General features: G+C 45.4%; 5 protein-coding genes and 1 pseudogene. 3 read left to right on the plus strand and 3 right to left on the minus strand.

Features of this window, described 5'->3' with window-relative positions; genetic code table 11:
* Together Q0546_RS05980 and Q0546_RS05985 are read right to left on the minus strand one after the other, a co-directional pair.
* Window positions 1-242, minus strand: a pseudogene (locus tag Q0546_RS05980) (ABC transporter ATP-binding protein); the annotation flags it as partial.
* Entirely contained in the window at window positions 239-1,201 is a 963-nt protein-coding gene (locus Q0546_RS05985) for an HlyD family efflux transporter periplasmic adaptor subunit (protein ID WP_298791415.1), read from the minus strand. The pseudogene Q0546_RS05980 and the gene Q0546_RS05985, both read right to left, overlap by 4 nt.
* Window positions 1,202-1,575: 374 nt before the next feature.
* On the opposite strand from Q0546_RS05985, the gene Q0546_RS05990 reads away from it, so the two are divergent.
* Both Q0546_RS05990 and Q0546_RS05995 read left to right on the plus strand, forming a co-directional pair.
* A complete protein-coding gene (locus Q0546_RS05990) occupies window positions 1,576-2,121 on the plus strand; it encodes a YceI family protein (protein ID WP_298791416.1) in 546 nt (181 codons plus the stop codon).
* A gap of 130 nt (window positions 2,122-2,251) precedes the next feature.
* On the plus strand, window positions 2,252-2,737 hold the full coding sequence (locus tag Q0546_RS05995; RefSeq protein WP_298791417.1) for a molybdate transport repressor: 486 nt from the start codon (window positions 2,252-2,254) through the stop codon (window positions 2,735-2,737).
* 99 nt (window positions 2,738-2,836) lie between these two features.
* Here Q0546_RS05995 and Q0546_RS06000 read toward each other — a convergent pair whose 3' ends face one another.
* The gene (locus tag Q0546_RS06000) at window positions 2,837-3,700 is read right to left on the minus strand and encodes an MFS transporter (RefSeq protein WP_298791418.1); all 864 of its coding nucleotides are present in this window, start codon (window positions 3,698-3,700) and stop codon (window positions 2,837-2,839) included.
* Between the two features lie 133 nt (window positions 3,701-3,833).
* Here Q0546_RS06000 and Q0546_RS06005 point away from each other — a divergent pair, with 133 nt between their 5' ends.
* Entirely contained in the window at window positions 3,834-4,103 is a 270-nt protein-coding gene (locus Q0546_RS06005; protein ID WP_298791419.1) for a hypothetical protein, read from the plus strand.
* Window positions 4,104-4,273 lie beyond the last annotated feature (170 nt).

Genomic DNA, 4,273 nt, shown 5'->3' on the forward strand with positions numbered 1-4,273 from the left:
GAGCTATGGCTTGCGGTTAAATTTGAGGCGTTTGTCAAATTTGAGGGCAAATTTGCGTTGCTAAATTTCGCTTTTAACTCGTTTGCTAGATTTAGCCCGCTCAAATTTGATTTTCTTTCGGTCTGCGACGGAGTTTTGTCTGCGCCGTAAATTTTACCGCCGCGAGCGTTTAAATTTTGCCATGGCGAAATTTTGTCCAAATTTGAACGCCGAATTTGAGCGGAAATATTTTGCGCGTTCATGGCTCTAGCCTCGCTTTTATCGGTAGCGACGGGTGCAGGGCGGTTGCGTTGTTTTCGGGCACGGCCTCGACTAGATACACCAGCGTGCTTTGCGAGGTTTGGTTGTAGATGACGGGCGGGGCGTACTCGGGAGCGGACGCGATTTTTACGATACGAGCGGTAAAATCCGCGCATCCTTCGCAGCTGATGCGCGCTTTTTGTCCCTCGCGCAGGTTAGGCAGCGCGACTGCAGGCACGAAAAACCTGATCTTTACCTCGCTAGGCGGCAGCAGCGATAGCACGGGCTGCGAGCTTTGGACGAACTCGCCCGTTTTATAAAATATATCTTCGACTAGTCCGGATCTCGGCGCTAGAACGGCGGTTTGCTCTAGTCTCCACTGCGCGGCGCGCTCGTTAGCTTTGGCCGCTTGTATTTTTGCTTTTAGGCTTGTTATTTGTTCGCTTCTAGCTGGCAAATTTGCGATCTTTAGTGCAGCGTTTAGCTCGCTAACTAGGGCGTTTGCGCGGTCAAATTCCGCCTTTGCGGCGTCAAATTCTTTTTGCGAAACGGCGTTTTTAGCTAGCAGAGACTTTGCGCGTTCATAGTTAGCCTCCGCGATCCAAAGTGCGGCCTTGGCTTGTTTTAGCTCGGCATCTATCCGCTCGATCTCCTCTGGGCGCTTGCCAGTGCTAAGGTCGGCTAGCTCGGCTTCCAGAGCGCTCACGTTAGCCTTTGCGGCGTCTAAATTTGCTAGTGCTTCGGCGCTCTCGATCTCAAAAAGCGGCTCGCCTTCTTGGACGGCGGCGCCCTCTTTGACGCTCAAATTTACGATCCGTCCGCTAACGCTAGGCGCTACGTAAAGATAATCTTCCTCGACGTAACCGTTAAAAAACGCGCTTCCCTTCTCATCCGCGCAGCCTGCAAAAATCAGGATAAAAAAGGCAAAAAGCGTGTAAAATTTGCTCAAATTTAAACCCATTTCGCCTCCTTAAGCCGCTATTTTAATAGCATTATACTCCGCTTTGGTTAAATTTGGCTACATTTTAGAGGATGCCGCGCGGAACTCGAAAAGGAAATATTTTTGGCGTGTAGGCTTCGGATAGTGCGGTAGAAGTGGCGGTTTTTTATCTCTTTTTAGGAAAGAGTAATTTAAATTTGGAGCAAATTAGTGCGGCGATTATAGTATTTTTTTGCGCTTTAAATTTCTTAGATGTGTTTTATAAGTACTGCAAAAACGGCATTACTAATAAAAAAGGATAAAAAATATCCAATTTAAGCATTCTTTGAAGGTAGGGGTTATATAATTCCCGTTCTAATGATATTAGTTATTAATCTTAATCTTAAGGAGAGTGTATGAAAAAAATTATTTCAGGTGCGCTTGTCACATCTATTTTGGCTGCTTCGGCATTTGCTTTTAGTGTAGATGGCAACCCTAGCGTCAAATTCGTTGGTTATAAGTTAGCTAACAAAACAGCCGTCGAGGGTACGTTTAAAGATCTTGGCTTTAAAAGCGCGGAAAACGCAAATTTTGCCGATTTTCTAAAAACCTTTGAGTTTAACATCGATCCTAAAAATATCGATACAAAGTTGCCCGATCGCGACAAACGTATCGGTATGATCTTTGACGGCAACGCAATAATGGCTAAAATTGTATCCGTAAGCGGCGACGAAAAAGCGGGCGAAGCTGAAGTCGAAGTTAGCGTAAAAGGAAACTCAAAGTCTTACAAAACGCAGTATACGGTGGAAGATGGTAAACTAAAGGCTAAAATCGGCATTGACTTGTTGGCTGATTTGAAACTCAATGAGACATTTGAAAAATACGCCGCTTCAGCCAAGCCTTTTCATGGCGGCAAAAGCTATCCGGATGTAGAAATCTCACTCGAAGCTAAAATAAAATAATCCTTAAATTCGGCGCTTAAAGATCTGCTTGCGCCGAATTTTCTACTTTATTATTATTTTTTATTCCGTAATGCCGAAAAATCGATAACTTAAGATATAATGAGCCGTAAAATTTAATTAAGGCGAAAAAATGACGACGAAAGAAAATAAAAAAGGGGCGGTAAGCGCGCTATTTTTGGCAGTTGCGCTGTTTGCGGCGGGATGTGCAGGGTATTTTTATTACGGCATAGGCGGAACGGGCGTTTTTACGATGGTCGTTGCCGTGATCTGCGCCGTTTTTTGCGTGAAAAAGATATTTCAAGTTAGCTTTCTAAGCATCGATGACGACGGATTTTTAGTGCAAAAGGGCGGCAAAAACGCTAAATTTTACTTTAAAGATATCGAAGAGATCGGCGTTCGCATGGTAGACGCCAAACGCAAAATCGACGTTTTAAACGTTAGGTTTAAAAGAGGCAAACTAGACCGCGACGCAGCTGATGGCCTCATGCAGCCTATCGGCGACGACGATGCCGTGATATACGACAAATACGAGCTCTCAAAACATGAAGTTTTTAAAATTTTAAAGCAGAAATTTGAGGCGCTAAACGCACAAAAAAGCGAAAATAAGAGAAAGTAAAATTTAGCTCGGCCCGCCGGTGCCAAATTTGATTTTTGGCTTTGACGACCCAAATTTGCAAATTTGACCGAAATTTGAGTCAAACCCGCAAGGCTAAATTTATTTATTAAAATACGCCGCGAGCGCGCTTAGCCAAACAAACATAGCTATTATCCAAGACATCGTCCACGGCGTACCCGCAGAAAACGCCGCAAGCATCGCTGAGGAGAGGATGCCGCTGCCGTATTGCAGCGAGCCGATGAGCGCAGCGGCCGAACCCTTCATCTCCTGCGGCACGCTATCAAGAGCGGCGGCATTGGAGCAAGAAGCGATGATGCCGTTCATGCTAAAAACGAAAAACATCGGGATTATCACGCCAAGAACGCCGCCCGTTTTGAAAAACGCAAACGCAAACAGCACGCTGGCAGCAAGCGCGGCGACGAGCGTGGAGACTATGAGTAGGCGGTTTAGCGCATAGCGCTTTACCAGCTTTTTGTTTACGAAACTTAGCGCCATGACGCCCACGATGTTTATACCGAATAAAAATCCGTAGTATTTGCTAGGAATGCCGAAATAATCGATATATACAAACGATGAGCCCGTGATAAAGGCATAGGCGGCTACGTAGAAAAACGTCACGCTAAGAGTGTAGCGCATAAATTTGGCGTCTTGCAATAATCTTAGATAGTTTCTAAAAGACGATGCGATTGGCTTTGTGGAGCGCTTTTGCGGCGGCAAGGTCTCCGGCAGAGAAAAAATCATCGCAAACATAACCGCGCTAGCTAGCGCCATCAGCCAAAATATCCCGTGCCAAGAGCCAAATTCCAGTATTGCGCCGCCCAATAACGGACCCACTATCGGCGCTATCGCCATGATGATAACCAGCGTAGAGAGCATCTGTGCGGCCTGCGAGCTACCGAAAAGATCGCTAATCATTACCCTGCTTAGCATCGGTCCTACGCATGCGCCTACGGCCTGAAACACACACCAGAAAAGGGCGCAGCATATTGTCCGACATCGCGCATCCTACTGATCCGATCGCAAAGAGCGCCATACCGATGAAAAGCGGGATTTTACGCCCGATCCTATCACTGATAGGCCGCAGACGAGCTGTGCGATGGCGAAACCAATCAAAAAGCCCATTATCGTAAGCTCCGAGTCTCCGTGCAACTGCCGCTCCATTATAGGCATAGCAGGTAGATATACGTCCGTAGATAGCGATGTACAAGCCATGAGCGCGCTTAGTACGACTAAAAAGATAGCGAAGTTTTTGGAGTTTAAAATTTTCCTTTTGTTGTTATTTGAGTGGGCGCAGGGTTTACGCGACTGGAGATTGAGAGCTTTAAATTTACTCAAATTCGCATTGATAAATTTTGCGCGATTGTAGCTAAATTTAAACGCCTTTCGGTGCGGATGCTTAAATTAAATTTGATGTAAAATTTGAATGCAAGCGGTACAAAATTTAAACTAGAAATTTAAATGCAGTAGAGCAAGGCGCAGTATTTTTCGCTTAGACGAGGCGAAATTTGATTTTTAAGCGGAGCGTATATTTGATAC

It is taken from the genome of uncultured Campylobacter sp., from assembly GCF_937997465.1.
In the GTDB taxonomy this organism is placed as follows: Bacteria; Campylobacterota; Campylobacteria; order Campylobacterales; family Campylobacteraceae; genus Campylobacter_A.